General features: G+C 68.9%; 24 protein-coding genes, 1 tRNA gene and 2 pseudogenes. 15 read left to right on the plus strand and 12 right to left on the minus strand.

Annotated elements, in window-relative coordinates:
* The first annotated feature begins 239 nt into the window (after positions 1-239).
* The 4 genes from OG329_RS18390 to OG329_RS18405 all read left to right on the plus strand — a co-directional run bounded on the left by OG329_RS18390 (position 240) and on the right by OG329_RS18405 (position 5599).
* Complete coding sequence (locus OG329_RS18390) at positions 240-836, plus strand: sugar transferase (protein ID WP_405796444.1); 597 nt, start codon at positions 240-242, stop codon at positions 834-836.
* Between the two features lie 79 nt (positions 837-915).
* The gene (locus OG329_RS18395) at positions 916-3162 is read left to right on the plus strand and encodes a heterodisulfide reductase-related iron-sulfur binding cluster (protein WP_405796445.1); all 2247 of its coding nucleotides are present in this window, start codon (positions 916-918) and stop codon (positions 3160-3162) included.
* A 145-nt stretch (positions 3163-3307) separates the two neighbouring features.
* Positions 3308-4510 (plus strand): FG-GAP repeat domain-containing protein, encoded by a 1203-nt coding sequence (locus OG329_RS18400; RefSeq protein ID WP_405796446.1) that lies wholly within the window; start codon positions 3308-3310, stop codon positions 4508-4510.
* Between the two features lie 132 nt (positions 4511-4642).
* Positions 4643-5599 (plus strand): Yip1 family protein, encoded by a 957-nt coding sequence (locus tag OG329_RS18405; protein WP_405796447.1) that lies wholly within the window; start codon positions 4643-4645, stop codon positions 5597-5599.
* 37 nt (positions 5600-5636) lie between these two features.
* Here OG329_RS18405 and OG329_RS18410 read toward each other — a convergent pair whose 3' ends face one another.
* On the minus strand, positions 5637-6134 hold the full coding sequence (locus tag OG329_RS18410) for a phosphoribosyltransferase (RefSeq protein WP_405796449.1): 498 nt from the start codon (positions 6132-6134) through the stop codon (positions 5637-5639).
* A 5-nt stretch (positions 6135-6139) separates the two neighbouring features.
* A complete protein-coding gene (gene dcd, locus OG329_RS18415; protein WP_381795719.1) occupies positions 6140-6715 on the minus strand; it encodes a dCTP deaminase in 576 nt (191 codons plus the stop codon).
* Between the two features lie 445 nt (positions 6716-7160).
* Here dcd and OG329_RS18420 point away from each other — a divergent pair.
* Together OG329_RS18420 and OG329_RS18425 are read left to right on the plus strand one after the other, a co-directional pair.
* Positions 7161-7234: transfer RNA gene (locus tag OG329_RS18420), tRNA-Gly, on the plus strand.
* A 403-nt stretch (positions 7235-7637) separates the two neighbouring features.
* On the plus strand, positions 7638-8333 hold the full coding sequence (locus OG329_RS18425; protein ID WP_405796450.1) for a DUF4158 domain-containing protein: 696 nt from the start codon (positions 7638-7640) through the stop codon (positions 8331-8333).
* Here OG329_RS18425 and OG329_RS18430 read toward each other — a convergent pair.
* Positions 8323-8940, minus strand: coding sequence for a hypothetical protein (locus OG329_RS18430; protein ID WP_405796451.1), 618 nt, complete (start codon positions 8938-8940; stop codon positions 8323-8325). The genes OG329_RS18425 and OG329_RS18430 overlap by 11 nt on opposite strands.
* 151 nt (positions 8941-9091) lie before the next feature.
* Here OG329_RS18430 and OG329_RS18435 point away from each other — a divergent pair, with 151 nt between their 5' ends.
* Positions 9092-9316, plus strand: a complete 225-nt coding sequence (locus OG329_RS18435; protein WP_405796453.1) for a hypothetical protein — start codon at positions 9092-9094, stop codon at positions 9314-9316.
* 143 nt (positions 9317-9459) lie between these two features.
* On the opposite strand, the gene OG329_RS18440 is transcribed toward OG329_RS18435, so the two are convergent.
* The gene (locus OG329_RS18440) at positions 9460-9852 is read right to left on the minus strand and encodes a hypothetical protein (protein WP_405796454.1); all 393 of its coding nucleotides are present in this window, start codon (positions 9850-9852) and stop codon (positions 9460-9462) included.
* 327 nt (positions 9853-10179) lie between these two features.
* On the opposite strand from OG329_RS18440, the gene OG329_RS18445 reads away from it, so the two are divergent.
* The 3 genes from OG329_RS18445 to OG329_RS18455 all read left to right on the plus strand — a co-directional run bounded on the left by OG329_RS18445 (position 10180) and on the right by OG329_RS18455 (position 13164).
* Positions 10180-10449, plus strand: a complete 270-nt coding sequence (locus OG329_RS18445) for a hypothetical protein (protein WP_405796456.1) — start codon at positions 10180-10182, stop codon at positions 10447-10449.
* Between the two features lie 308 nt (positions 10450-10757).
* Complete coding sequence (locus OG329_RS18450) at positions 10758-11960, plus strand: RCC1 domain-containing protein (protein ID WP_405796458.1); 1203 nt, start codon at positions 10758-10760, stop codon at positions 11958-11960.
* Between the two features lie 202 nt (positions 11961-12162).
* Positions 12163-13164 (plus strand): recombinase family protein, encoded by a 1002-nt coding sequence (locus tag OG329_RS18455; protein WP_405796459.1) that lies wholly within the window; start codon positions 12163-12165, stop codon positions 13162-13164.
* Here the strand turns inward: OG329_RS18455 and OG329_RS18460 are convergent.
* Both OG329_RS18460 and OG329_RS18465 read right to left on the minus strand, forming a co-directional pair.
* The gene (locus OG329_RS18460; protein ID WP_405796460.1) at positions 13058-14302 is read right to left on the minus strand and encodes a tyrosine-type recombinase/integrase; all 1245 of its coding nucleotides are present in this window, start codon (positions 14300-14302) and stop codon (positions 13058-13060) included. The genes OG329_RS18455 and OG329_RS18460 overlap by 107 nt on opposite strands.
* A 98-nt stretch (positions 14303-14400) precedes the next feature.
* Positions 14401-14668, minus strand: a pseudogene (locus tag OG329_RS18465) (helix-turn-helix domain-containing protein).
* Positions 14669-15650: 982 nt separating this feature from the next.
* Between OG329_RS18465 and OG329_RS18470 the strand changes: the two are divergent.
* The 3 genes and pseudogenes from OG329_RS18470 (at position 15651) to OG329_RS18480 (ending at position 18183) form a co-directional block, all read left to right on the plus strand.
* Entirely contained in the window at positions 15651-15818 is a 168-nt protein-coding gene (locus OG329_RS18470) for a hypothetical protein (RefSeq protein ID WP_405796462.1), read from the plus strand.
* A 370-nt stretch (positions 15819-16188) separates the two neighbouring features.
* On the plus strand, positions 16189-16476 hold the full coding sequence (locus OG329_RS18475) for a mobilization protein (protein WP_405796464.1): 288 nt from the start codon (positions 16189-16191) through the stop codon (positions 16474-16476).
* A pseudogene (locus tag OG329_RS18480) lies at positions 16473-18183 on the plus strand (mobilization protein). The gene OG329_RS18475 and the pseudogene OG329_RS18480 overlap by 4 nt, the downstream one beginning before the upstream one ends.
* A 351-nt stretch (positions 18184-18534) precedes the next feature.
* Here the strand turns inward: OG329_RS18480 and OG329_RS18485 are convergent.
* The gene (locus OG329_RS18485) at positions 18535-18750 is read right to left on the minus strand and encodes a heavy-metal-associated domain-containing protein (protein WP_405796466.1); all 216 of its coding nucleotides are present in this window, start codon (positions 18748-18750) and stop codon (positions 18535-18537) included.
* Positions 18751-19457: 707 nt separating this feature from the next.
* Here OG329_RS18485 and OG329_RS18490 point away from each other — a divergent pair.
* Entirely contained in the window at positions 19458-20087 is a 630-nt protein-coding gene (locus OG329_RS18490) for a DJ-1/PfpI family protein (RefSeq protein ID WP_405796467.1), read from the plus strand.
* 348 nt (positions 20088-20435) lie between these two features.
* Here the strand turns inward: OG329_RS18490 and OG329_RS18495 are convergent, their stop codons facing one another.
* The 4 genes from OG329_RS18495 to OG329_RS18510 all read right to left on the minus strand — a co-directional run bounded on the left by OG329_RS18495 (position 20436) and on the right by OG329_RS18510 (position 24672).
* Positions 20436-21593 carry an acyl-CoA dehydrogenase family protein gene (locus OG329_RS18495; RefSeq protein WP_405796469.1) on the minus strand — a complete coding sequence of 386 codons (1158 nt, stop codon included), beginning with the start codon at positions 21591-21593 and terminating at the stop codon, positions 20436-20438.
* Positions 21590-22810 (minus strand): MFS transporter, encoded by a 1221-nt coding sequence (locus OG329_RS18500; protein WP_405796471.1) that lies wholly within the window; start codon positions 22808-22810, stop codon positions 21590-21592. The genes OG329_RS18495 and OG329_RS18500 overlap by 4 nt, the downstream gene beginning before the upstream one ends.
* Complete coding sequence (locus OG329_RS18505; protein WP_405796473.1) at positions 22807-23553, minus strand: class I SAM-dependent methyltransferase; 747 nt, start codon at positions 23551-23553, stop codon at positions 22807-22809. Before OG329_RS18505 ends, OG329_RS18500 begins: the two co-directional genes overlap by 4 nt.
* Positions 23554-23637: 84 nt before the next feature.
* Positions 23638-24672, minus strand: coding sequence for a dipeptide epimerase (locus OG329_RS18510; protein WP_326613384.1), 1035 nt, complete (start codon positions 24670-24672; stop codon positions 23638-23640).
* A 99-nt stretch (positions 24673-24771) separates the two neighbouring features.
* Between OG329_RS18510 and OG329_RS18515 the strand changes: the two genes are divergently transcribed.
* The gene (locus tag OG329_RS18515) at positions 24772-25521 is read left to right on the plus strand and encodes a class I SAM-dependent methyltransferase (protein WP_405796475.1); all 750 of its coding nucleotides are present in this window, start codon (positions 24772-24774) and stop codon (positions 25519-25521) included.
* Here the strand turns inward: OG329_RS18515 and OG329_RS18520 are convergent.
* Positions 25518-26741, minus strand: coding sequence for an ATP-grasp domain-containing protein (locus tag OG329_RS18520; protein ID WP_405801899.1), 1224 nt, complete (start codon positions 26739-26741; stop codon positions 25518-25520). The genes OG329_RS18515 and OG329_RS18520 overlap by 4 nt on opposite strands.
* Positions 26742-26833: the final 92 nt, after the last annotated feature.

The raw sequence follows: 26833 nt of genomic DNA on the forward strand, positions 1-26833 counted from the left end.
GGAACAGGCTCAAGGATGCACGACTGATCCTCGGGCGTCAACAGAGCTGAGTCGACCAGACTCAACTATCGTGCGGCTCGATTTCCGAGAACTGTGCGGTTCCCGCAGGTCCGCGCGCCTTCGGAACTTCGCTTCCTTACTACGGCACGATCGGTCGGCAAGCGTTCGTAAAAGGCGTGACCAAAAGGCGTGATGTCGCCGATGTCGCTGATGCCGCATACAACGGTCAGGGAGGTCCCATGGTTCCGGACCTGGATCTACACCTGGATCCACACCTGGATCTGGACCCCAAGCGCCTGTTCGACCTGACGCTCGGCTCGTTCCTGCTGATTCTGACCGCCCCCCTGCTGGCCGCCGTCGCCCTCACCCTCGCACTCTCCGCGCGGCACCCCGGCGGCGCCTTCACCCACGCGCGCCGCGTCGGCCTGGAAGGCCGCGTCTTCACCGTCCACTCCCTCGCCACCCGCCGCCACCGGCTCGATCTGCTGTCGCGGCTACCCCATGTCGTACGGGGCCAGATGTCCCTCGTCGGTCCCGCGCCACTCGCACCGGGCGACCCCAGGACGGCCGCGCCGTGGCGGCGGTTCGTACGGCCGGGCCTCACGGGTCTCGCCCAGGTGCGCCGTCGCTCCCCGATGCCGTGGGACGAGCCGGCGCTGCTCGACCAGCACTACGTGGAGCACCATTGGATCGGCCTCGACCTGGCGATCCTCGCCCGTACGCCGGGTGCCGCGCTCACCCCGTACGGCGCGGACGCCGCCGCGCCGCGCATCCCCGCCCAGGGGCACCTGCGCGACACAGATCACCGACCGCGCGGCTACAGTGCGGCGGGATAACTGGGTACCCTCAGCACAAACCGATTAAGTTACCGCTTAGTAGTGGCGCCTGGTAGGCGCTCGGCACCAGGAGCCCCCAATGCAACTCGCCGCGATCATCGTGTCGCTGGTGCTGACCGTGGTCGGCGTCGCGCTCATCGCCCGGGCCGTCGCCGAGATCTACCGGTTCGTGAAGCTCGGCTCGCCCGTACCGGCAGGCAGCCGCACCGACAACCCCAGGGCGCGCACGATCACCCTGACCAAGGAATTCCTCGGCCATACGCGGATGAACCGCTGGGGCATCGTGGGCTTCGCGCACTGGTTCGTCGCGATCGGCTTCCTGACGCTGCCACCCACGCTCGTCCAGGCGTACGGGCAGCTCTTCCAGGCCGACTGGGTGCTGCCGGTCATCGGCGGCTGGACCCCGTTCGAGATGTACATCGAGTTCATCGGTCTGATGACGGTGGCGGGCATCGTCGTCCTGATGGCGATCCGGCTGCTCAACCTGCCCTCCCGGGCCGGCCGCAAGTCCCGCTTCGCGGGATCGAAGGCGTGGCAGGCGTACTTCGTCGAGTACGTGATCCTCGTCATCGGCCTCGCGATCCTGACCCTGCGCGGCCTCGAAGGCGCCCTGCACCACGTCGACGGCTACGAGGCGGCCTACTTCGTCTCGTATCCGCTCGTCGCCGCCTTCAAGGGCCTGAGCCTGTCCACGCTCCAGACGCTGATCTACTTCGTCGCCATGATCAAGATCGGCGTCTCGCTGATCTGGATGATCACGGTTGCCCTCAACACGAACATGGGTGTCGCCTGGCACCGTTTTCTCGCTTTCCCGAACATCTGGTTCAAGCGCAACGCGGACGGGGCCACGGCGCTGGGTGCGCTGCTGCCGATGGTGTCGGGGGGCAGGGAGATCGACTTCGAGGACCCGGGCGAGGACGACGTCTTCGGTGTCTCACGGGTGGAGGAGTTCTCCTGGAAGGGGATTCTGGATTTCTCCACGTGTACGGAGTGCGGGCGCTGCCAGTCGCAGTGTCCGGCGTGGAACACGGGCAAGCCGCTGTCGCCGAAGCTGCTGATCATGTCGCTGCGGGACCACGCGCACGCGAAGGCGCCGTATCTGCTGGCGGGCGGGGAGAACGCCTCGGAGCGGGCGCTCGAGGGTGTGCCGGCGGGGGCTGTCGCGGAGGCGGGGCGGCCGTTGGTGGGGACGCTGGAGGAGGGCGGGGTGATCGATCCGGACGTGCTGTGGTCGTGCACCACGTGCGGGGCGTGTGTCGAGCAGTGCCCCGTCGACATCGAGCATGTGGATCACATCGTGGACATGCGCCGCTACCAGGTGATGATCGAGAGCTCGTTCCCCTCCGAGGCCGGCACGATGCTGAAGAACCTGGAGAAGAAGGGCAACCCCTGGGGCCTGGCGAGGAAACAGCGCCTTCAGTGGACCACGGAAGTCGACTTCCCCGTCCCCGTCGTCGGGCGGGACCTCGAGGACCTGGGCGAGGTCGACTACCTGTACTGGGTCGGCTGCGCCGGGGCGCTGGAGGACCGGGCGAAGAAGACGACGAAGGCGTTCGCGGAACTGCTGCACATCGCCGGGGTGAGCTTCGCGATCATGGGCGGGGACGAGAAGTGCACCGGTGACTCGGCCCGGCGCCTGGGCAACGAGCCGCTGTTCCAGCAGCTCGGCCAGGAGAACGTCGCACTGCTCAACACCGCCTTCGGCGAAGACGAAGAAGACGAGTCGACCAGGAAGGCGAAGTCGTCGAAGAGGATCGTCGCGACGTGCCCGCACTGCCTGAACACCCTGGGTAACGAGTACCCGCAGCTCGGCGGTGACTACGAGGTCATCCACCACACCCAGTTGCTCCAGCACCTGATCGACGAGGGGAAACTGGTCCCCGTCACCCCCGTCGAGGGCCTGATCACCTATCACGACCCCTGCTACCTCGGGCGCCACAACAAGATCTACACCCCGCCCCGGGAGATCATGACGGCCGTCCCGGGCCTGCGCCAGCAGGAGATGCACCGCCACAAGGAACGCGGCTTCTGCTGCGGCGCCGGCGGCGCGCGGATGTGGATGGAAGAACGCATCGGCAAACGCATCAACAACGAACGCGTCGACGAAGCCCTCTCCCTGAACCCCGACATCGTCTCCACCGCCTGCCCCTTCTGCCTCGTCATGCTCACCGACTCACTCAACGGCAGGAAGAACGACGGCCAGGCCAAAGAAACCCTCCAGGTCGTCGACGTCGCACAACTCCTCCTCGACTCGGTACACACCCCCACCGACCCCCAGGACTCCACCGAACCGGCCACCGAACCACAACCGGAGCCCGCGACGTAACGAACGCCCTTCTTACGGAGGACACGTCAGGACACGTGGCCGGACCTGCCTCGGGGGCGGGTCCGGCCTTTTCCATCCCCTGGGACGATCGGGCCGTGATCGCGATCGGTCCGTTTCCTTACCGCGACGTGCGAACTGGAGCATCATGTGGCAGCGAGTGTCATATGAAGAGACGGATGAGGCGGGTGGGACCGTGCGCATACGCACCGGTGCGACGACAGCGGTGATGACCGGCGCCGGCGTCTGTACGGCACTGGCCCTGCTGCTGACCGGTTGCAGCGGCTCCGCCGACAACGACGGCAAGCCCGCCAGCGGCACCGAGGCCAAGAACGGCGACACCGCGCCCCTCGCCGACCGCGCCTCCTCCGTACCGAAGCGCCCCGTCCCGCGCGGTGACGGCAGCGAGGTCCCGGCCGACTTCAACGGCGACGGCCACCGCGACCTCGTACTGAACGACCTGGTGAAGGCCCCCGACGCGGTCCAGGGCGACGACGCGGGCATCGGCATCGTGTACGGCTCCGACTCACCGCGCGGTGTCGACCCCGCCGTACGCCAGACCCTGAGCCCCACCGCCAACGGCGCGGCCACCGACGGCGTCCTCCCGGCCGCCTTCGACGCGGCGGCCACCTGCGACCTGGACGGCGACGGCTTCGCCGATCTGATCGTGAGCACCGACCCTCCGTACGACGGCCTCGGCCGCCCGCCCGTCCCCCTCCAGCTCCTCTTCGGCGGCCCGGACGGCATCACGGGCAAGGCGGTCGTGCTCAAGATCCCCGCCAAGGCGCGCTACGGCGACGACTGGCCCGACCATCCGGTGTGCGGCGACTTCGACGGCGACGGCAGCCCGGACCTCGCCCTCTCGGCGAGCGCGGGCCAGGTCAGCTATCTGCGCGGCCCCTTCAGCCGCGCGGGCGCCCCCAAGGCGGCGACGGCCCCCGTCCCCGGCGGCGGCCCGGTCCTCTACGCCCCCACAGGCAAGGCGGACACGGACGGCGACGGCTACGACGACCTCGTGCACACCACCCGCACCCACGAGCCCGGCAAGGCCGCGAAGGGCAAGCTGCTGCTCGGCGGCCCGCAGGGACCGGGCGAGGCGGGCGGCACGTACACCTTCAAGGCGGTCGCGCTCCCGCCGGCGCCGAGACTGCCGGGCGCCGACGGGAAGGCGGCCACGGACCTCCTGGAGTCGGCGGACTTCCTCGTGACGCGCACACACCAGGGCGAGGAGAAGGACCTGATCGCGCTGTATCCGTCGGAGAAGTCGGCGAAGGACGGGAAGGACGGGAAGGGCGGGAAGGCGGCGGAGCGCCCGGCGATCACCTTCAGCACGTCGATCTTCCTCAAGTAGGCGTACGGGCCCGGTAGCAGGCCAGCAGGCCCCCCAGGGTCCCCTTAGGGGATGTCACAGCTCGGCCGCAAAGGCCGGCCTGTTCCGGCTCCTCCAGCCCGGCGCCCTTCCGAAGCGGGTACGTTCGGTGACGTGGCTGGATTCAGGATCGGACGCGGCCGGGACAACCGCGCACGGCAACAACCGCAGCAGCAGCCGTACGGACGGCAGGCGGCGCCCCCTCCTCAGTACGGAGGCGGGCAGCCAGAACCCCCGTACGGCAGACAGCCGCACCCTCCGCAGCAGCAATGGCCCCCCGCGGGCGCCGGACAGCCCGGCCCCCCGCAGGGGGGTTACGGCTACCCCGGACCGGGTGGGCACGGCGGCCAGGGGGGAGGGCACGGCGAGCCCGAGTACTTCGGCGACCCGTACAACCAGCAGCACGGCGGGGGCGGCGCCCACGACCCGTACGCCAACAACCCCGGTCACACGCAGCAGTTCAGCGTGGACGAGCACGGCTACGGCGACGGCGCGACGTACCACGCGGGCTCCGCGCCCGCCCCGTCCGGCCCGCGACTGCACTGGAAGCAGTTGCTGAGCGGCATCGTGCTGCGCCCGAACGCGACGTTCTGGCAGATGCGCGACTACCCCGTCTGGGGCCCGGCGCTGGTCGTGACGTTCCTCTACGGGCTGCTCGCCATCTTCGGCTTCGACGCCGCCCGCGAAGAGGCGATCAACGCCACCCTGTCGACGGCCGTCCCGTATGCCCTGACGACGGGCGTGGCCTTCGTGATCGGCGGCCTGCTCCTGGGCGCGGTGACCCACACCCTGGCCCGCCAGCTCGGCGGCGACGGCGCCTGGCAGCCCACGGTCGGTCTCTCCATGCTGATCATGTCGATCACGGACGCGCCTCGCCTGCTCTTCGCGCTGTTCCTGGGCGGCGAGAACTCCCTGGTGCAGATCGTCGGCTGGGTCACCTGGATCGCGGCGGGAGCGCTGTTCACGCTGATGGTGAGCAGGTCGCACGACCTGCCGTGGCCGAAGGCACTGGGAGCGTCGGCGATCCAGCTCGTCGCGCTGCTGTCGCTGATCAAGCTGGGCACGATCTGACGGCCGGGACCCGCCGCGGTGTGCGGCGGGCCCGCTGTCACGAGTCGAGTATCTGCCGCCCGCGCCGTACGACGGGAGCTTCGACGCTCCAGGGGAAGTTGATCCACTCGTCGGTGCGCTTCCAGACGTACTCACACTTCACCAGCGACTGCGACTTCTCGTAGATGACGGCGCTGCGGACCTCGGCGACGTGATCGAGACAGAAATCGTGGACGAGCTTGAGGGTGCGTCCGGTGTCGGCGACGTCGTCGGCGATGAGGACCTTCTTGTTGGAGAAGTCGACCACGTTCGGCACCGGCGCCAGCATGACCGGCATCGCGAGAGTGGTGCCAACTCCCGTATAGAACTCGACATTTACCAGGTGGATGTTCTTGCAGTCGAGGGCGTAGGCGAGTCCGCCGGCGACGAACACCCCGCCGCGGGCGATGCTCAGGACGACGTCGGGCTCGTACCCGTCGTCCGCGACAGCCTGCGCCAGCTCCCGTACGGCGCAGCCGAAGCGCTCGTACGTCAGGTTCTCCCGTATGTCGTCCACGTCCTTCACACCTGTGTCCGGTGGAAGTTGAGGAACGAGCGGGAGGCGGTGGGCCCGCGCTGCCCCTGGTAACGCGACCCGTAGCGCTCGGAGCCGTACGGGAACTCCGCCGGCGAACTCAGCCGGAACAGACACAGTTGCCCGATCTTCATGCCGGGCCAGAGCTTGATGGGCAGGGTCGCGAGGTTCGACAGCTCCAGGGTCACGTGCCCGGAGAAGCCGGGGTCGATGAAACCGGCGGTCGAGTGTGTGACAAGGCCCAGACGCCCGAGACTCGACTTGCCCTCCAGCCGGGAGGCGATGTCGTCGGGCAGCGAGATGACCTCGTACGACGAGGCGAGCACGAACTCACCGGGGTGCAGGATGAACGCCTCGTCCCCGGCCGGCTCGACGGTGCGCGTCAGGTCGACCTGCTCGACGGCGGGGTCGATGTGCGGATAGCGGTGGTTCTCGAACACGCGGAAGAACCGGTCGAGCCGTACGTCGATGCTGGACGGCTGCACCATCGATTCGTCGTAGGGGTCGATACGCACGCGCCCGGAATCGATCTCGGCCCGGATGTCCTTGTCAGAGAGAAGCACGCCCCGAGGATACGCAGAACGCGCGGGCCCACCCCAACTCGGGCAACCCCGCGCGCCCCTACCGACGACCGCGGTCAGCCCCGCCCGACCTCCACGGGCACGGCATGCCTCAACCGAGCACAACGCGGACACCGAATGAGCCGCCCGGGCCCGAGCCGCCCGTTGTCAAGCTGCTGCATCGGGAACGACGTAGTACTGAACACATGCCCTTCGGCACAGCGGACGACGGTGCGCTCCATCAAATCCATCAGGTCCCTTCCCCAAAAACGCGGACGAACCCACACATTAGGGGATCAACAGAACACCCACCCAAGCGGCACTCCGACCACGGAGGCTACGCCCCAACTCCCACCCCAACTCCCGCGACCGACAGCGCCATCGAGCGGGCGGAGTCGACAATGGGGTAGAGTGTCCACGCAAGCGCCACTGATCAAGGGCGCTTCGCGCGGGTGTAGTTTAATGGTAGAACATGAGCTTCCCAAGCTCAGAGCGCGAGTTCGATTCTCGTCACCCGCTCCACGACGAAGGCCCAAGTCAGCGACTTGGGCCTTGTTTGTTGTCTAGACCATTTTCCGGCCGCGTGCCATTCGCGTGCCATAGCGACCCCTCCGACCAGGCCGAACGTTGCCGTCGGACCCCCTCGGGCAGCACCTGACACTCCGTCGTCTCATTTAATGAGACACGCCTTGAGTGACCTGCGTCACAGGGGGTGGATCGGGCTGGGCTGTGCGGGGGCGAATCCACTGCGGAGCGACTGCTGTTGTCGTCGTCACTCTGCGGCAGGAGGAGCCAGTCCTTCGGACTACCGGCGACGAGGCACTTGAGGAGGATCGGAACGGCCAGTAGCGACAACTGGCCGATCTTGGTTCCGGTTCGGTGACTCGCCCTGTTTCCGCTGTTCAGCGGTTCTACGTTCCGGGTCATGCCAGTTGATTTCCTTTCTGGTGATCAGGTTTCCCGCTTCGGCCGGTTCGCTGCCGCGCCCTCGCCCGGTGAGCTGGAGCAGTTCTTCCGCCTGGACGCGCAGGCGCTCGGTCTGGCCCGTGCGAAGCGGGCCCCGGCGAACCGGCTGGGGTGGGCGGTGCAGTGGGGCTGTGTGCGGATGCTCGGGGTGTTCCCGACCGAGGACCTGTCGGTCGTGCCGGCCGTGGTGGTGCGTTTCGCGGCCGAGCAGCTCGATGTCGAGCCGGAGGAGTTCGCCGCGTACGGGGCCCGGCGGCAGAACCGGTACGAGCAAGCGTGGGACATCCGGGAAGCCTGCGGCTACCGCGAGTTTCCGGCTGCCGAGGACGAGGTCCGCGCGTTCCTGGCGGCGCGGGTGTGGGCGTCGTTGGAGGGGCCGCGGGCGTTGTTCGACCGGGCGGTGGTGTGGCTGGTGGACAACCGGGTGCTGCTGCCGGGGGTCACGACGCTGACCCGGCTGATCGCCGAGGTCCGCGCGAGCGAGAACACCGCCCTGTACCGGACGCTGGACGAGGCCGTCCCGGAGGATCTGCGGCAGACGATGCGCGACCTGCTGACGGTCCCCGACGGCAAGCGGGTCTCGGAGCTGGAGCGCCTGCGGACCCCGCCGATGCGGGTCTCGGGTACGGCGATGACCGCGCCCTTCAGCGGGTGAAGGAGGTCCAGGACCTGGGCGCCCACCTGGTGTCGACGTCGGTGATGCCGACGGCCCGGCTGGCGGGGCTGGCCCGGTACGGGATGGGCTCGAAGGCGCCCACCTTGCGGGACTTGGAGGAGTCGCGGAAGACGGCGACGCTGCTGGCCACCGTGCAGCACCTGGAGACCGCGACCGTCGATGACGCCCTGGACCTCCTGGACGTCCTGATGTCCTCACGGCTGCTGTCGCGGGCGGAGCGGGTGGGCAAGGAGGAGAAACTCAGGTCCCTGCCGAGGCTGCGCCGGGCGGCGGGGCGGGTCGCGAGGGCGGTCGGGGTGCTGCTGGAGACCGCGCCTGCGACCGACACGGGGAGCTGGTTTCGGTGGTCGACGCGTGGTCGGCGATCGAGAAGGTCGTACCCCGCGAGAAGCTCGCCGAGGCCCTGGCGGTCATCGCCGAGGTCGTCCCCGACGAGGAGGGGGACGAGGACGCGGAGTGGCGGGCCGCGCTCGCCACCCGCTGCAGCACCGTGCGCGGCTTCATCCGTCTGCTGGTCGACGTCGTCGACTTCGGCGCTGTGCAGGCCGGCACCCCGGTGGTGCAGGCCCTCAAGCAGATGCCGCACCTGATCGGCCGCAAGAAGATCGACGCCTGCGAGGTCTCCGACTCCCTGGTGAGCGGGTCGTGGCGGCGGCTGGTGTTCGCCGCCCCCGGCCTGGAGCCGGGCCGGCGGCCCGCAAGGGCAAGCACGGCGGCCGGCCGTCATCACCGAGGACATGCTGCACACCGTGCTGCGGCGCCGGGCGAACGGCGAGTCGGTCGAGCAGATCCAGCCCGACCTGATCATCCCCACCGGCACGCGCAAGGGCCAGGCTCCCAGCGTCGCCAGCATCTACCGCGCGCTGGCCCAGCACGAGAAGAGGGAGGCGTACCCGGAGGTCGTCGAAACGGCGCACGCCGACTTCGCCGCCCTCCAGCAGCGCGGCCGCAGCCCCATATAGCCACTCAGCGCTACACACCACCTGCCGGCAGCTCTACGAGAACAGGGCCGCGACCGTCGCTTCGATCGACACCACGTCCGAGCAGGTCGACGCCTGTGGTGTCCCGTCCACCCTCCCGGACCGGACACCACAGTGCCGGACCGTTACGGAATGACCAGGTAGAACGCCTGGTCCGCGGCTGCGCCGTTGGTGCCGGTGGTCACGCGGATCGAGTTGCCGGGGCAGGAGCCGTGGTTGCGGGACACGCGGATCTCGCTGCCCCAGTCGGCCGAGGCGCTCAGGGTGGCGGCCGGAACGGCCCGACCGGCGTCGATGCCCGCGGCCAGCACGACGCAGTACAAACCCGTTTCGGGCTTGCTCACCGACGCGATGGTGTTGGTCTTCTGGACGATGCTGCCGCTCGGGCCTACCGAGGTCGCCGCCTGGGCATACGGGGCCCTGACCGTATTGGTGGGGTCGGCCGCCATCGCGATCCCGCCGAAGGCGGCACCGGCAGTGGCAACACCGAGACCGGCCAGAACCAGCTTGGTACGCATACGCATAAGAATCATGCCCTTCCTGGGCAGAGTTACAGCCCGGCGGAAGACCGGGCGCGCTCATTTACTCCTGCGGTCCGCACCTCGCCCCAGCCGCATTCACTCCTGCGGATGATCATGCTCTTCGCAACCACCCGGATGGCTCCCTGAGCACCCCGGATTCCCCCAGCACGATGCGCACGAATCCGGAGACCAAGTAGTCAAGGAAGATCGTTCGCGCCAGGATGTTCTGTACGCCAACTACTCACACACGGGCTCGACGCCGCGGCCAGCAAGGGCGGGCACGGCGGCCGGCCCCCGGTCATCACTGACGACATGCTCCACACCGTGCTCCGACGCCGCGCGGGCGGCCAGTCCGCCGAGCAGATCCAGCCCGACCTCTGGATCGCCACCGGCATGCGCAAGGGACAGAACCCCTCGGTGGCGAGCATCTACCGGGCACTGGCCGAGCACACCAAGCGCGAGGCGTACCCCGAAGCCGTCGAAGAGGCACACGCCGACTTCGCCGCCAGGTCGGCGAAATCCCCGGACCCCGCCTCACTATCCCTGACCGAGTCTCACTCTGATTACAGAGAGCTACTTGTCACTTCGCCGTAGCTTCGGGAGGGCAGGGCCAGATCAGCAGCTCGTCCAGAGGCCCGCGCGAGTCCCGGCCGACGGGGCTTCACGGAAGTTGTGCCAGAGCCTGGGATTGGGCAGCACTTGCTCGCTGCTTCGGGAGGCACCCCGGCTGATGAGTGTTCGATGTTCACGAGAAGCGACGGCGCCCGCAGCGGGCGGCGTCTCCCGGGAGTTTCGGGTGTGTGCGCCGCCTGGGTGAATCCGAGGGCGCGTCGCGTCCCGGGTGCCTTGGGGGCTCGTTACGAAGATCACGTCGTGTTCGTGATCTTCGGAAGGAACCGTTCGTGCACACCACCCATACACGTCGCAGGTTTGCCACCGCGCTCTGCGCGCTGGTTGCCCTGCTGGTACCGCTCACGGCCAGTACGGCGCACGCTCAGGAGAAGCGGCTGAAGTCCTGGGGCAACAACCGATCCGGGCAGCTCGGCGACGGCACCTGGACCGATTTCCGCACGACGGCGACCACGGTGCTCGGCCTGACCAGCGCCGAGGTAGTGAAGATCGTCGCGGGCGGGGGCGGAGCGGCAACGGGTCACGGTCTGGCACTGCTGACTGACCGTACGGTGCAGTCCTGGGGCGCCAACGGGTCGGGGCAGCTCGGCGACGGCTCGGTGTTCTCCCACAACGCGCCGGGCCAGGTCGTCAACCTCTCCAATGCCACCGACATCGCCGCGGGCGGCTGGCACAGTCTGGCGCTGCTGGCCGACCAGACCGTGGTGGCCTGGGGCCGCAACGACCACGGGCAGCTGGGCAACGGCACCAACGCCGACAGCAGCGTCCCCGTCAGGGTCGAGGGCCTCAACAAGGTGGTCGCGATCGCCGCGGGCCTCAACCACAGCCTGGCACTGCGCGAGGACGGCACCGTGTGGGCCTGGGGCAACGACGCCAACGGGCAGCTCGGTGACGGCAGCTCCGCCAGCCGGAACGTCCCCGCCCCTGTCACCGGTCTGACGGGGGTCACCCGGATCGCCGCCGGCTGCAACCACAACCTCGCCCTGGTCGGCCCGCCCGGCAGCGGAAGCGGCGACGTGCTGAAGGCGTGGGGCTACAACGCCGCCGGACAACTCGGCGACAACAGCACGGTCTCCCGCCACACACCGGTCGAAACCTGGGGCACCTGGCCCGGCGGCGTCTCCCGGATCGCGGCCGGCTGCAACCACAGCATCGCCGTCACCGGCAGCGACAACCGCCTCGCGGAATGGGGCCAGAACACCTCAGGCCAGCTCGGAGACGGCACCCTCGACAACCGGACCACCCCCGTCCCGGTCCCCGGCCTGACAGGCGTAGAGCTCGTGGCCGGCGGCCGGGAGCACACCATGGCACTGCTGGGCGACAACACCGTGCGCTCCTGGGGCAACAACAACTCCGGCCAGCTCAGCAACGGCACCACCACCAACAGCAGCACCCCCGTCACCAGCCTGACGGCCCTGACCGGAGTCGACAAGATCGCCGCTCCGGTGGGCGGCGACTTCAGCCTCGCCAACTAACCCGGCTCCGACAGGCAGCATCCCAACACGGCCCGCAGCTCGGCCCCGACACAGACCACCGGGGCCGAGCCGGCACCGGGTCGTAGCCGGAGCAAGCCAACCGCCGCCCTTCCCGTGAACATTTCGAATTCCCCGCCGGCCCCTACCGCCTCCCAAACCGGTGCACAACTGCTGCTCGTTCTCGGGGTCTGGCACAACTTCCGTGAACCCCGTCGGCCGGGACTCGCGCGGGCCTCTGGACGAGCTGCTGACCTGCCGGTTCACCAGAGCCGCCAGCCTCGGACGCCGAGGATCGGTACGGCTTCACGGAAGTTGTGCCAGAACCCGTTCTCGTGAACAGAGCCACCGGGACCCATCACCGGCCGGTTCACCAAGGTGCCCCGGCTCGCGAAACTACTGCGGGTCCAGACCTCGGCCGACCGCAGCCCCCGCCGGCCCTGGCGGCCCGGCACCCCACCGCCCGCACCCCTCGACCCGGACACCCCGGCCGCAGACATCCGCATCGGCTACGCCCGCTGCTCGACCCTCGGCCAGGAACTCGACTCCCAGCTCGACGCACTCGCCAAGCACGGCATCCCGGCAGAAGGTTTTCAGCGAGAAGATCAGCACTGGCATCCGGGTCCGCCCGCAGTTCGAGGCCGCGCTCGCCGCAGCCCGCGAGATCAAGGCACACGCCCCGCACTGCCGCGTCATCCTCACCGTCCACGAAATGAAGCGCCTCGGCCACGACGCCGCCGAACTCACCGCTCTCGCCGACCACCTCACCGCCCACGGCCTGGTCCTGGAGATGCTCGCCGGACCCCTGCCCGGGATGTACGACCCCAGCGGCCCGGGCCGCCTGCTGTTTGAGTTCTTCGCCGCTATGGCGGAGACCGAGCGGGAGAACGTCCGCGAGTCCACCCTCGAAGGACTCGACACAGCCGCCCGCAAGGGCAAGCACGGCGGCCGGCCCCTGGTCATCACCGACGACATGCTCCACACCGTGCTCCGACGCCGCGCGGCCGGCGAGTCCGTCGAGCAGATCCAGCCCGACCTGATCATCCCCACCGGCAAGCGCAAAGGGCACAGCCCCTCCGTCGCGAGCATCTACCGGGCCCTTACCGAACACGAGAAGGCCCAGGCGTACCCCGAGGCGATCGAAGCGGCCCAGGCCGACTTCGCGGCCCTCCGCCAGCGCTCGGCGACAGCACCCGCCAACTCGTAGCGGAGTCGCTGCTGGCCGGTCCGATCCTCCCCAAAGGCCGGCGAGCGGCCTGTGCGTCGAGTCCCGGCGGGCGTGGCACGAGAGGGTGAATGGTCGCGCTTCCGCTGCCGCTCTGCGGGGTCGGCTCTGTCTGGCGGCGGACGTCGTGGTCGATGTCGGCGGCGAGTCGGCGCTGGTGCTCCTTGGTGGAGTGCTGGTAGATGAGCTGCGCCTTCTCGGAGGACTGGCCCGCGCGGACCATGAGGTCCTTCAGCTTGGCCTCGGTGTCGGCGGCGAGGGTGTTGCCGGTGTGCCGCAGATCGTAGAAGCGGAAACCCTCGGGCAGGCCCGCCTGGTCGCGGGCTCTTCGCCACTTGCGGCCGAAGGTCGTACCGCGCAGGGCCGCGCCCTTCTCTCCGACGAACACCAGCCCGTAGCCTCCTGGCTCGGCGAACCATTCCAGGTGACGGCGGAGGTCTTCGTACAGGAAGGCGGGCAGGACGATCTCCCGTTTGCCGGCGCGGGACTTGGGGTCGCCGATGACGCGGTGTCCGGTGTTCAGCTCAGGCGCGGCGCGGCGCACCCAGAGGGAACCCGCGTCGAGGTCGATGTCCCCTCGGCGCAGCTCGGCGAGTTCCTCAGGGCGCATCGAGGCGAACGCACCGAGGAGGACCATCAGCCGCCAGCGCAGGCCGATGACATCGGCGACAGCGAAGACCTGGGCCACCGTCGCGACGGGACGTTCGTCGGCCTCTTCGCGTCCCGCGCCGCGGATACGGCACGGGTTCTTGCGGATCATGTCGTCGTCGACCGCGGTCTCCATGACGGCTTTCAGCAGGCGGTACGACTTGGCGACCGTGGTGCTGCCCGTGGACCGCAGCCGCTCCGCGCGCCAGGACCTGACGCGGGCCGGACTGATGGCGTTGACGGCCAGAGCCCCGAACGCGGGTTCCAGGTGCAGACGCAGGAGCCGGCGGTACGGCTCGTCCGTGGTGGGCGCGAGGCCCCGTTCGTCGATCCAGCGGGTGGCGTACTCGGTGAACTGCACCTCGCCGTCGGCCGGGTCGATCCAGTCGCCACGCGTCTGGTCGGCCTGGATCTGCGCGAGGAAGACCTCGGCGTCACGCTTCGTCTCGTACGTGTCGGGGGCTGGGCGCAACAAGCCGTCGGTGCCCGGGTACCGGGCCTGGTACCGGCCGGACGGCAGCTTGCGTATCGCGCCGAAGCGGCGACGCGAAGCCCCACGACCGCGGGCGGTCAAGCCGCTCTCCCATGACGGGACCGCGTGCTGCGGACGGGCTCGATGGTCCGCTCATCCACGTAGGCGCGAAGAACGCTTTTCGGCGATGCGGACGTACTTGCCGGCCTTGACGTAGCGGATACGGCGCTCGTGGATCAGGCGGCGTATGAACCGCTCGCCGGTACCGAGCCGTTGGGCGGCGTCGGCCACAGTGAGGAGGCGATCGGGTTCGTCGCTCACCTCCTTCCAGGCAGCGGTCCGGGCGAAGGGGCCGCGCAAGGGCATGGCGGAGCGGTGCAAGAACGTTCCTGTTCCGGCGCGCGGGACTGGCATCCCTGGGCGGCGCCTTGGGTGTTGATCGCGGAAGGGCAGGGAGAGGCAGTGCCGGCCCGGCTAGGGGGCGGTTGGCTCCCGCAGCGGTGCGGAGGGCGAGACGCGCAGCGCGACCGCAATGACGACGAGAGCGTCGATACCGGGGCGTCGTGGGGTGCGTTCGATGCGGAACACGGCGGACTTGGCCGCCGGGCGGCCCAAAGCCGTGGCGCGGTCGGCGAGTTGACACTTTTCGATGCCTTGCCGGGTGCGGAGGAATTCAATGGTGCGAGCAGCCCGGATTCCTGCCCGACCTATTGCGAGTGGTCTGATTTCCATAGCCAAATGTGTACCTCGCGTTCGCCGGTTTGGTGAACCGGCGTTCTGCGGCTATGTTGCGGCCCGTTTCACCGTCACGGGGAAGTTGAGTGGGGCGCCCAGGGGCGAGGTGCGGGTGTCGGCGGCGGGCGTCGAGGTGTGGTCTGACGTGGGGTTGTGTGTTGTAGCTCGGGCCACGGCGGCTGTGCAAGGTTTCCGCGATGTGATGCTTCTGGCTTTACCCTTGGGCGGGCTTTTTCGTCAACCGGCGTTTCGGGTCTACCGTTAGTGAAAGACCCGGCAGCCGGTGTTCGCCGTGACCGGGCGAAGCGAGCTGGGGACCGAGAGGAAGTCCCAAGGGGCTGCGGGGACCGACGCCGTCGTCAGCGACGGGGACCGGGTCGAACCCGCTGGTCAGGTGACTCCTGAGCAGCCTGCCGCAGTTCATCGCGGGGACCGGGACCGCAGAACCACACGCGTGGGGACCGAGACGGGGACCGAGGATCACGGGGACCGAGAACGAGTTCGTACGGTCCCCGTGCGACGGAACCAGAGAGCGAAGGGCAAGCGGAACCGGTCCCGAACGAGGCAGGCGAAGGGCGCGCCCAAGGGGCCGGCCCTGTCGGTGGACCAACTCGTGACCAGGGTCAAGCCCCATGTCCCGGCGGTGCTGGAGCGGGACGGCAACGAGGCCGTCACCCGGGTTCAGCTGCGGGAGATCCTCTGCCGAGAGGGCCTGAGGGGCGGCCGGAACGACCGCCTGGGCCCCGTGCTGCAGGAACTGCGCACCGAAACCACCATCTGACATCCGACAAGCACGCACGATGAAAAACCGAAGCCGATGACAGACCCGCAGAACGCCCCCGCCCACCAGCCGGATGAGGCGGACACCAACTCGGCCTCAGGCGGAGCAAGATGGAGGTTCGGACACTCCCCCGAGGGGGGAGTGTCCGAACCAGGGCCCACCCCAGGGGGTGGCGGGCACCGACCGGCGCCAGGGGGCGCCGGACGGGAAGGCTGCGACCGGGGGCGGATCGCAGCCGGACACGACCCCCCGCAGGGGCCGGGCCAGGGGAAAATCACGCCCGCGCGACAAGAAGCAGCGGCCCGCGTGCAGCGTCCGCCTCAACACCTCCGAGCGTGCCGTGACGCAGGCGGGTGCGGACAGTGTCGGTATGAGCCTGGCCGGTTTCCTCGCCTACTCCGGGATGGCCATGGCGCGCGATCAGTCCCGCACGGCTGTGGCCATCGCGACTGAACGCGACGTGCTGACGGAGCTGTTCGCGATGCGCCGCCAGCTCGGCTGGGCCGGCAGCAACCTCAACCAGGTCGCGAAGACCCTCAACTCCGGCGGCGACGTACCGCACCTGGCGGACGTGATCGCCGACATCCAGCGCGTCACGAACGCGGTCAGAATTGCCGCCGACCGGGTCGCCAACCGGGAAGCCGGCGGGCCGAGTTGATTCCGCAGATCCACAAACAGGGCAGCAACACCCTCGGCCTGCTCAACTACCTCTACGGCAAAGGCACCCACGAGGTCCATGTCGACCCGCACCTCGTCGCGTCCTTCGACCACATGGCCCCCGACCCCGGCCGCGACCCGAACGCGACGAAGCAGGACCTCCAGCAACTCCTCGACCAGCCCATGCACCTCCTCGACCCAGATCAGCGGCCCGGGAAGCACGTGTGGCACTGCTCGGTACGCGCCGCCCCCGACGACCCGGTCCTGACCGACGAACAGTGGGCGGACATCGCCCGGCGGATCGTGGCCGCGACCGGTATCGACCCCGGCGACGGCGCCGGCTGCCGCTGGGCAGCCGTCCGCCACGCGGAGGACCACATCCACATCATCGCCACCCTCGTCCGCGAAGACGGCCGCCGCCCCGACCACCACCGCTCCGGCACACGCGCCCAGGCCGAAGCCCGCCTCATCGAAACCGACTACGACCTGCACCGCGTCAATCCCGGCGACGGCACCGCCGCGAAACGGCCCACCAGCGCCGAGCGCCACAAAGCCGCACGCCACGGCCACGCCACCACCCCACGCGAACAACTGCGCGAGACGGTCCGCCGCGCGGTGGCCGGCGCCACCAGCGAGACCCAGTTCTTCGGCCGACTGGCAGCCTCCGGGCTTGTGGTCCGCCAGCGACTCGCGCCCTCAGGTGACCTGCTCGGCTACAAGGTCGCACTGCCGGACGACCTCAACAAGGACGGGCAGCCGGTGTTCTACCCGGGCTCCAAGCTCGCCCCGGACCTGTCCCTGCCCCGCATCCGCGAACGCTGGTCCGCCGAAGAGACCCCCGCCCCCAGCAACGACACCGCCACCCACCAGGCGTCCGGCCCGGCGGCAGCCCGGCGCCGGGCTTCCACAGCGGCGTGGCAGGCGCTGCTGGTCATCGACCACGGCACCGACACTCAGGCCGCCGCACACATCGCCGGAACCGGGGAAGTCCTGGACGCATTCGCCACAACCAGCGCCCCCGTACACCCGGCGTGAACTGCGAGAAGCAGCCCGGACGTTCGAGCGCGCCACCCGCTCCCACATCCGGGCCGAACACGGCCACGACCACGCCCTTCGCCAAGCCGCCCGCGACCTCGTCCACAGCGGGCCCGCCCTCGGCCACGGCGAAGACGGCGCCACCACCGCGATGCTCATCGACATGCTGTTCTTCCTCATCACCGCCACCGCCCACTGGCACGCCAAGCACCACCACGCCCAGCAAGCCGCCGCAGCCCACCAAGCCGCCGAGCACCTACGCTCCGCCTACCAGACCGCCGCCCCACCGCCCATCGCCGCGCTGCACCGGCGCGGCCGGCGCCTGCCCCAGGCCCTGCGGCAGCAGCAGACCGCCTCCCTACGCCGGGCCTTGCCCGAACTGGTCGACCGGATCCTCGCCGAGCCCGGCTGGCAGGCCCTGGCCGCGACCCTCGCAGACGCCGAAACCGCCGGGTACAACCCGGCCGCCCTGCTGGCCGACGCCACCAGGCGCAGAGAACTCGACACTGCAGACTCGGTCAGCGACGTAATGGTCTGGCGGCTGCGCCGCATCGCCGACCCGTCCGCCGACGCAGAGCAAACGCCCGTCCATAAGGCCGCCCCGACACCCTCACGGACACTCCTGGGCCCTCAGCTCAAGGGCGGTTCGGACTCATCGCGTCAACGCCGATGACTTGAAAACCGTTGGGTTACGGAAGCTTTCAACAGACAGCACCGCGCCACTGACGAAACAACGCTCTCGAAGTTGATTGGTGGGCCAGATGAAGAGGCGTGCACCGATGACGACGGTCTGCTGGGTGGAGCAGCGTTGTGGCCGGTGAGTCGGCGGATGTCCCTCCAGCATGCACAGAGTCGTGGCGCACAGGGAGGTGCGAGACCTCTGAGACGGTCGTCAGTTCCAGGAGTTCGGCCGCCTCGCCGCAGCCGTCAGCGCGTGACGGTTGCGCGGGTCCGGATCGGAGTTCCCGGACCCGCGCATACCGACAGGCTCGGCGGCCGGCGATACTCCGTGGCGGTGGTCCGGTCAGACGGCCGTCGGCTCTACGACGGTGTATCCGGCCTCGGTGATGGCCTCGCGGACCTTGGCGTCGTCAAGGTCCCGACCGCGAACCAGTACTGTGCCGCCGGGCAGATCAACCTCCACCTCGTTGACGCCCGGGACCTCGGCCACCGCCTCGGTGACACTCGCAACGCAGTGGCCGCACGTCATCCCGGTGACGCGGTAACGGTTCTCACTCATGTTCTGCTCCTCGTGTCGTCTTCCCTCCGTTTCCGGACAGCGGAGGGAAGGTTCACCGGTCGCCGGGCCGGACGGCTTCGGTCGCCGGTCACCACAGTGGTCGTCCGCCGTCCTTGCGCCGCTCCCTACCTCATCCGAGTGGATGCTGTGATGCTGCCCACCCCTACGCCTGGGAACTCAGGTTGGGTCGCCTTCGAGTTCTGGACCTCCACCAGCCGTCGCTTCATGGCTCATGTCTGGGACGTCGAGGAGCACTCTGCGAAGCAGGCGGCAAACCCTGTGCCCGAAACGAGCCTGCCGTTGACGCAGACATCCCGGTGCGGCACGGGGCGGTCGCTTATGGCTTCCGGCGGGGCCACGGCGGCGGTAACGGACATCGCCGCCGGCTGCATGACCTACACGGCCTGTGCACGACGGATTCACCGTGGACACCGTCGTCAGGCCCGTCGCGCGGGGGCCGCGTCCTGGGCACGCCGGACAGCCCAGGGGCTCGCCGGTGCCTTGTATTCCTGACCGAAGTTCTCGGCCGTGCCGGGAACTCGGGTGGAGAGCCATTCGACTATTGATAGGAAGCGGCTACGGAAGGGAGCCGTGAGTCAGTCGGCGCGCTCAGCGGATACCGAACCGGCCGCCTGTACGTATGCCCAGGAATTTGTCTCTGCTTGTGCTCGTGCCGTGACCGATCCACAGAAGGAGATTTGATTTTCATGCAGGTCGCGATCGTCCTCTATCCCGGCTTCACCGCGTTGGACGCCATAGGTCCCTACGAAGTCCTGGGTCGCCTGCCTGAGACCGAAGCCGTCTTCGTGGCCGAGAATCCCGGCCTTGTCCACAACGACTTGGGCAGCCTTTCGATCAAAGTTATGAAGCATCTGGATGAAGTGCCCAACCCGGACATTGTGGTCGTCGGCGGAGGCCCTGGGCAGGCGGACCAGATGTCCGACGGCGCTCTGCATACGTGGCTGCGGAAGGTCGATCAGTCGGCCACGTGGATGACGTCCGTCTGTACGGGATCCCTGATCCTCGCCGCGGCCGGCATCCTTGCCGGCCGCCGAGCGACAACCCACTGGGCCGCGCTGGACCAACTTGCCGATTTCAGTGTGACGCCGACGAAAGAGAGAGTCGTCGTCGACGGTCATTATGCGACCGGCGCTGGCGTCTCGGCAGGTATCGATATGGCCCTGGTGCTGGCCGGCCGGATCGCGGGCGACGATGTGGCACAAGCCGTGCAGCTTCTCATCGAGTACGCCCCGCAGCCGCCTTACGACGCGGGAACCAAAGAGGCGGCCTCAGCCGAGGTCGTCGACAAACTCTTCACCCTGTTCGGACACAATTGACAACAGAGAGCAATCGACCCCGGGCAGCTCGCCAACCCTCGGACTTCCGATGGGTCTTTCTCGGCCCTGACGCGAGTTCAGGTGCAAGAGTCATTCGACCTTTGGCGCGAAGCGTCCACCGCCCCTCGGGGAGTCAGCAGCCGCAGGGGGGGCGGGGCACCCGGTACGGCCCCCGGCGGCGGGCGGAGAGGAAATCTTGATGCAGTCGACGGGCGAACAGTTCGCCGCGATACGTGAGGAGTTCGGCCTCGACTCGCTGAGTCCGCCGAGATCGTTTCTCAGTGTCCGGCAGGTTTCAGGCAACGCCGGTTGCGTGGTGCGGCGAACCTCCGCACGGCCCCGCCGGCCTCAGCTGTACGCCGTGAGCGGTGGGACCTCGCCGGTGAGGAGAGAGGTGCCGAGTTCCTGGGCCTTGTATACGAGGGGGTCGTGCAGGGTGAGGGTGCGGGCGTCGCGCCAGAACCGGTCCAGGCCCGAGGATCGTGTTGTCGCCCTGGCGCCGGTGAGTTCGAAGATGCGGCTGGTCGCCTCGGTCGCTGTACGGGAGGACATCACCTTCGCGGCCGAGATCGTCAGCGCGGCACGGCCGCGCTCGGCCGAGGTCAGGGCGAGACCGCGGGCGTCGGCGTCCGCGAAGGCGCGGGTCGCGTCGTCGGCCAGGAGGCGTGTCGCGCGGAGTGTCGCGTCGAGCTCGCCGTAACCGGCGCGGATGTGCGGGTCGTCGACGGCGTTCTCCAGCCCGCTCGCCGGCCAGGGGCGCGAGCGCTCGCGCGTGTACTGGGTGGCCTCGGCGAGCGCGCCCTCGACGATGCCGACGAGGACCTGAGTGAGTACGGCCTGGAAGGCCAGCGAGACAAGTGACAGGCGAAGCCAGCGCGGACTCGACTCGTTCTCTTCGACAGGGAACGTGCCCAGGACATCGCTGGGGTCGAGCCGGACATCCTGGAAGACGATGCTCCCGCTCGCGCTCAGGCGCTGGCCCAGGTTGTCCCAGTCCGGTGGATGCGAGATCCCGTCCGCGCCGCGGCGGGCGACGACGACGAGCCGTGCCTCGCGGTCGGCGCGGGTCGCACTGATGAACAGGCGGTCCGCGACCGCGCAGCCGGTGGCGAACGCGCCCCGGCCGGACACCGACAGCACATCGCCGGCCGCGGTGGCGGTCACGGTATCGCGCGGATTGCTCACGGCGGCCACGAACAACCGGTTGGTGACGACGTCGTGGCGCAGTGAGCGGGACAACTCGCCGTTGTCGTACAGCGAGGCTCGCCACAAGTGAAGGTAGTGGTAGCCGAGAAGGTGTCCGATCGAGGCGTCGCCGGCGGACACGAGCCGGGTGACAGCGTGCGTGGTCCGGTGGTCGTCGGGGTCGACGGCGAGCAGTCCGCTCTCGCGGAGCAGTTCGATCTCGGTCAGCGGTGGCTGGTTGGCGTGGTTCCTCTCGACGGCGTCCTTGCGCAGTCGCTCGGCGACGGCACGGGCGGTGGTGACGGCGTCTGTCGGATTCATGATGAATCTGCCCTTTCCTGCGGGAGGTGCCGGAATCGGCGGTACACGAGAAGCAGGACCGGGGGTATCAGCGCGCACTGGGCGGCGATGGCCAGCCAGAATCCGGGCAGTTGTCCGGCGGTCTCGAACTGGTAGTAGAGCCCTCCGCCGACGAGCCCGCTGAGGAAGGCGCCGACACCTTCGGCCAGGCGCTGGTGGCTGAAGACCACGGCCGGTGACCGCTTCGTGCGGGCGAGCGCTTCGAGGACGTTCTTGAGCAGGAGTACGGAGTTCCCCGCTCCGATGGCGAGGATGCCGACGGCGATCATCACTTCGTTCCCGCCGGTGAACGCGATCATGCCGACTGCCAGGCCCCCGAAGCCGAGAGCCATCGCGTAGGTGTAGCGCATCCGCTCGACACGGTCGGCGATCAGGGGCTGCATCACTGCCAGTACCAGTGAGTACCCCATCATGGCCGCGCCGTAGAACACGGTGGGCACCCTGTCTTCGGCGTAGGACGACAGGTACTGGTAGAAGTGCATGTGCAGGTAGAGCGTCAGAGCCGTTACGGCGAACGGCAGGACGGCGAGGCCCCGGAGGGCCCGGCGCATCGGCTCGACCACCTCGCGGTCGTCACGGCGTTCCCGGGGCAGGAACACGTGGCCGATCATCATCACCAAGTGCAGTGCGGTGGCGGCGACGAACATCCCGCCGGGGTCGCGGATGAACAGCGAACCCACCACCGGCCCGAGGGCGACACCGACGTTGCCCGTGGCGTAGCTCGCGGCCACCAGGCGCGGCCGTTCTTCGAGGCTCGCGCCGTGGACGGTATAGCCCCTGACGCTCGGTGAGTAGAGGGCCGTGGCCGCCGATCGCAGGAACAGCGCGGCGATCGTCACCGCCGGCCACGCTCCGCCGACCACGAATCCCAGCGACCCGAGGGTCTGCAGGGCCATCGAGATCAACAGGCACCGCTGGAACCCGATGCGCTCGGCGAGCGCGGCGCCCGGCACTCCTCCGGCGAACTGCACGAAGGTCGCCAGGCCGAGGACGACCCCCACCTCGTTCATACCGAGGGACATCCGGTCGCGGAGCAGAACCGCCAGGTACGGGTAGACGGAGAAGCTGATGAGGTTGACGAGGAACCCGCTCCCGAGCAGCGCCCGTTGCGTGCCGGTGAAGGAGCGGACGCCGGACAGTGCGGAGGTGCCCGGAGCGTCGCGGGGGGTGGGTGTCACGCCGATGGTGCCTTGCTTCCCCGCACTATCAGGCGGGTGGCCCCGCCGTCGTACGGTCCGCCGTCCCAGTCTCCGAAGCACTCCACGTTCTCGAACCCGGCCTGTTCGAACATGGCCCGCAACTCCGTGGCGCTGTAGACCCAGCAGGTGAGCGAGGAGTGTTCGGCCGTGTTTCCCCGCACCAGCGTCCAGTCGGTCCGGTACCGGGACCAGTCGTCCAGGATGTGGTCGCGCATCACGACCATGCCCCCGGGCACGTCGACGATCTTCGGGGGGCCGACCCAGGACGCGTACGTCTCCTTGCTCAACAGGTCCACGATCAGCCGTCCGCCCGGAGCGAGCGATTCGCAGGCGTTGCGCAGGACCTGGAGATTCTCCTCCGGGTCCTCGAAGTAGCCGAAGGAGGTGTACATGTTCAGCACGACGTCGAACGCGTCCGGCGCCACGTACTCGCGTACGTCCGCCTGGACGAAGGCCGCCTCGACCTTCGCCTCCGCGCATACGAGGCCGGCTCGTTCGAGGAGTTCGGGATGGAGATCCACCCCTGTTGTCCGGTAGCCGTGGCGGGCCAGGGGCACCGTGTACACACCGACACCGCAGCACTGGTCGAGCACGCGGGTGCCCGGCGGGAACGCGAGCAGCGGCGAGGTGGCGACCACGTCGGCGGCGGCCCGCTCCCTCTCGGGCGAGAAAAGCACCGCCGAGAAGCCGGACCACAGGCTCAGGTCCTCGTACCAGTCCATCGTTCCTCCCGTCGTGCGGCGCACTCGCGCCCTTCTCACATGTCGTGCCGGGAGCGGGAGAAGTTCCCGCTCCCGGCACGACGGTCAACCCGTGGGCAGCACGCCCAGACCGGGGGCCTCGCCCAGGACGATGCTGCGGTCTTCGAGGGCGAGTCCGCGGAACGGTGGGTCGCTCAGGTAGAGGTGACCGTCCAGATCGATACGGTCGGCCAGCGGCGCGAGCTGGGCGGCCTGGCTGATGGCGAGCTCCGACTCACACATACAGCTGAGCATCACCTCAAGGCCCGCCTCCCGGCCCGCCTCCATCACCCGTCGCGCGCCCCGGATTCCGCCGGCCTTGCACAGCTTGACGACGATGCCGTCGGCGTACGACCGCGCGGCGAGGACGCTGGCCGCGTCGGTGCACCCTTCGTCGAGAAAGACCGGGAGCCGACCCGGCAACTCCCGGTATCGGTGGTAGTCGTCGATCGCCGTGGTGGGAAAGGGCTGCTCGATGAGCTGGATGCCGAGCGTGCGCAGCCGGGGCGTGAGGGCGCGAGCGGTGTCGAGGTCCCATGCCTCGTTGGCGTCGATACGGACCGGCAGCGTGGTCACTTTCCGGATCGCCTCAAGAGCCTCCAGGTCGTCCGGGCCGCCGACCTTCACCTTGAACGCACCCACCGCCGGAGCTCTGCGGACCGCGCTCACCGCTTCGTCAGGGCTCTCCATGCCGATGGTGTAGACGGTGGGCCCCAGCGTTCTGGGCATGCCGAGCAGCTTCCAGGTCGGCTGCCGGGCCGATTTGCCGATCCAGTCGTGCACCGCGCCGTCCAGCGCCATCCGCGCGCCCGCCGGCGCGTCCCATTCCTCGATGCGGTCGAGGACGCGTCTCGGATCCTTCAGATCCTGGCCGACGATTGCCGCGCCATCGGCCTCGACCGCGTCCACGACGTGATCCGCGGTCACTCCGCTGTACTCGGTCGGCGTGCCCTCGCCGTAGGCGGTGATGCCGTCGTACGTGAGGGTGACCATGCAGGTGTCGACGGAGTTGATCTCGCCGCGGGAGCTCTTCACGGTCTCGATGAGCCTCAGGGACTCGCGACGGACGGTCAGTTTGATCGTGCCGGAATCATGCGTCATGAGTGGGCCTCTCTTGATCGTTCGGTCCGCTGGAACTTGCCAGGGCGAGCCGGCGACTTGTTACACGGTGGACACGAGCGACGAGTGAAGGGGACAGCGATGGAATGGTTCGAGAACGAGGCGTTGTGGGTCGATTTCTCGGATGTGTTGTTCTCCGCCGGACGTGCCGAGGAGGCCCGTGAACGGGTCGCCTCCTCCCCGCTGTTGCGGGTCCCGGCCGGCACCGCGGTGCTCGACCTCGGCTGCGGACCGGGGGCGTACGCGATCCCGCTGGCCGAACGCGGGGCCGAGGTCACCGGCGTGGACCTGAGCGCGGCGCTGCTCGAACGCGCGGAGACGGGGGCTTCCGACGCCGGCGTCGAACTACGGCTCGTCCGGGCGGACATGCGTGAATTCGCCGAACCGGACCGGTTCGACCTGGCCATCAGCATGTACACCTCCTTCGGACTCTTCGCCGATCACGACGAGAACATGCGGGTCCTGCGCAATGTGCTGGCGAGCCTCAAGCCGGGGGGCCGCCTTCTGATCGATCTGTACGGGAAGGAGATCCTGGCCCGTGACGGTGGCCTGCCGAAGATCATTGACATCGAGGGAGGCACGCTGATCGTCCGTGGCACGATCCTCGGCGACTGGGAGCGGTTCCGGGACGACTTCATCCTGGTACGGGGGGACCGGGCGCGAACGGCATTCGTCGAGCACACCCTCTACAGCGCCTTCGAACTGAAGACGATGCTCGTCGAGGCGGGCTTCACCGACGTCGAGTGCTTCGGCGGTTTCGACGCGGAGCCCTTCGACAACCACGCCCGCCGACTGATCGTCCGAGGCAGCCGAGGACCAGCGGCCTCCTAGTACCGGGGATGTGTGTCGACGTTGATGACTCCCGCCGCGGTGACCGCACGGTGCGTGGCGATCTCCGCGGTGGGTCCCTCGGCGAGCACGATGCCGACGTAGCCGCGCCCGTCGGTCACGTGCTCGATGTGTGTGCCGATCGCCTTCGTCGGATACCACGTGGGCAGTCCCGGATAGCGGGCGATGTCCTCAAGGCCCTGTACGGCGACCAACTCGCCCGCCTGTGTGGGGTACGCGAGAACGAACGCCACCGCCGGCCCTCCGGACAAGGGAGCGTCGAGCAGGCGCGGACGGCGGCCGAGTGCGAGGTCGACGAGGCCGCCGTACACGTTCACGTCCAGCGACCGGCACATGGATTCACCGACCAGCGCCCCACCGATGCGGGGATTCACCTCGATCAACCGAGGCCCGTCGACGGTCATGCACAGTTCGATGTGGGCGAAACGGTCGGTGTATCCGAGGGCTGCCAGAATCTCGCCCAGCCACGCCTCGATCTCGCTCAGCTCCGCGGGCGGCAGCGCCACCGGAAACGCCGTCACATCCTCCCGGAACCAGGGCTGCGGCGACATGAGACGGCTGGAGAGCCCCAGCAGCCGGGTCTCCCCGGCCCAGGTCACCGTCTCCGCGCTGTACACCGGACCGGCGAGGAACGGTTCCGCGAACAGCCGCCCGAACAGGGCGGCGCCCTGGGCCTCTTGACGGAAGCGGGAGAGATCCTCCGCGTCACGGACGAGCCACACGTTCTGACTGCTTGTGCCGGCGGTGTCCTTGATTATGGCGGGCAGCCCGACGGTCGAGGCGAGCCAATCGATGTCCACCGCGGCCACCTCCTCCACCGGCGCGGACCCGAACGGGCTGAGACCCTTGCGGTGGAGCAGGTCGCGGACAAGGGCTTTGTCGCGTACCAGTCGGATGACCGCCGGGTCGATGCCGGGCAGGCCGAACTCGGCGGCGAGCTCGGCGCCCGTCACACCCCAGGTGTCCGTCGAGCTGATGAGGCCCCGGAGGTCTTCGATCGAGGCGAGAGCCTTGGTGACCGCCTTCCGGTCACCGGTGTCGACCGCCACGACGTCGACCGACCCCGGTGGCAGTGTGGCGAGTTCGTGCAGATACAACGGCTCCACACCGGTCAGCAGCACCAGACGCTCGCCCGACTCGCGCGCGGCACGGGCGAGGTGGGCGAGGCCGAAGGAGAGCATCTCAAGACACGCGATAGTCATAACTGACATGTCGGCCCGACACCGCGGAAGGTTCCCGTGAGGGTCGAGCTCGGCCGTCCTGCCGCCGTGCGGACCGGCATCACCCGGGATCG

This window comes from Streptomyces sp. NBC_01506 (genome assembly GCF_045040295.1).
GTDB lineage: Bacteria > Actinomycetota > Actinomycetes > Streptomycetales > Streptomycetaceae > Streptomyces.

Coding starts and splice junctions, on each gene's coding strand:
- OG329_RS18505 (WP_405796473.1), bottom strand. CDS start 23,553: ATGGACTGGTACGAGGACCTGAGCCTGTGGTCCGGCTTCTCGGCGGTG.
- OG329_RS18520 (WP_405801899.1), bottom strand. CDS start 26,741: ATGACTATCGCGTGTCTTGAGATGCTCTCCTTCGGCCTCGCCCACCTC.
- OG329_RS18435 (WP_405796453.1), top strand. CDS start 9,092: ATGCTGCACACCGTGCTGCGGCGCCGGGCGAACGGCGAGTCGGTCGAG.
- OG329_RS18485 (WP_405796466.1), bottom strand. CDS start 18,750: ATGAGTGAGAACCGTTACCGCGTCACCGGGATGACGTGCGGCCACTGC.
- OG329_RS18515 (WP_405796475.1), top strand. CDS start 24,772: ATGGAATGGTTCGAGAACGAGGCGTTGTGGGTCGATTTCTCGGATGTG.
- OG329_RS18425 (WP_405796450.1), top strand. CDS start 7,638: ATGCCAGTTGATTTCCTTTCTGGTGATCAGGTTTCCCGCTTCGGCCGG.
- OG329_RS18440 (WP_405796454.1), bottom strand. CDS start 9,852: ATGCGTACCAAGCTGGTTCTGGCCGGTCTCGGTGTTGCCACTGCCGGT.
- OG329_RS18390 (WP_405796444.1), top strand. CDS start 240: ATGGTTCCGGACCTGGATCTACACCTGGATCCACACCTGGATCTGGAC.
- OG329_RS18395 (WP_405796445.1), top strand. CDS start 916: ATGCAACTCGCCGCGATCATCGTGTCGCTGGTGCTGACCGTGGTCGGC.
- OG329_RS18475 (WP_405796464.1), top strand. CDS start 16,189: ATGAGCCTGGCCGGTTTCCTCGCCTACTCCGGGATGGCCATGGCGCGC.
- OG329_RS18490 (WP_405796467.1), top strand. CDS start 19,458: ATGCAGGTCGCGATCGTCCTCTATCCCGGCTTCACCGCGTTGGACGCC.
- OG329_RS18400 (WP_405796446.1), top strand. CDS start 3,308: ATGTGGCAGCGAGTGTCATATGAAGAGACGGATGAGGCGGGTGGGACC.
- OG329_RS18495 (WP_405796469.1), bottom strand. CDS start 21,593: ATGAATCCGACAGACGCCGTCACCACCGCCCGTGCCGTCGCCGAGCGA.
- OG329_RS18510 (WP_326613384.1), bottom strand. CDS start 24,672: ATGACGCATGATTCCGGCACGATCAAACTGACCGTCCGTCGCGAGTCC.